Below are 324 nucleotides of genomic sequence, written 5' to 3'. Positions count from 1 at the left end.
GAAGCGCCGGTTGAGGTCGTCCAGGATGATGTCGCGCGCCTTGACGACGCCCTCGACCGTGGTGCGGAGCATCAGGCGTGGAGACGCGAAGTCGTAGCTGGGGATCTTGCCCTCATCGACCGGCATGATCGTGCCGTTGAACGGCTGACCGTTCTCCTTGAAGATCAGGGTTTCGAACCGGCGTGCGGCGCTGTGAAGGCTGGCCATGGTTACCCCGTGATCGGATCGGCGTCAGTCGTCGTGATCAGGATCGCGTAACCGGGGTCGACCACCGGGTTGATGGCCGCCAGGGCGGCCGACAGACGGTCCTCCGCCGACTTCTTC

1 protein-coding gene is annotated in these 324 nt (G+C 64.5%); it reads right to left on the bottom strand.

Translation table 11 applies throughout. The annotated features are described in order from the left end of the window. Window positions 1-207: hypothetical protein (locus EN852_RS37775; protein ID WP_135879835.1), on the bottom strand; the 207-nt coding region annotated here is incomplete at its 3' end. Window positions 208-324 lie beyond the last annotated feature (117 nt).

The organism is Mesorhizobium sp. M2E.F.Ca.ET.209.01.1.1, assembly GCF_004010375.2.
Lineage (GTDB): Bacteria > Pseudomonadota > Alphaproteobacteria > Rhizobiales > Rhizobiaceae > Mesorhizobium.
The sequence above is the reverse complement of the archived record's forward strand: the minus strand, read 5'-3'. Positions and strand labels throughout refer to the sequence as shown.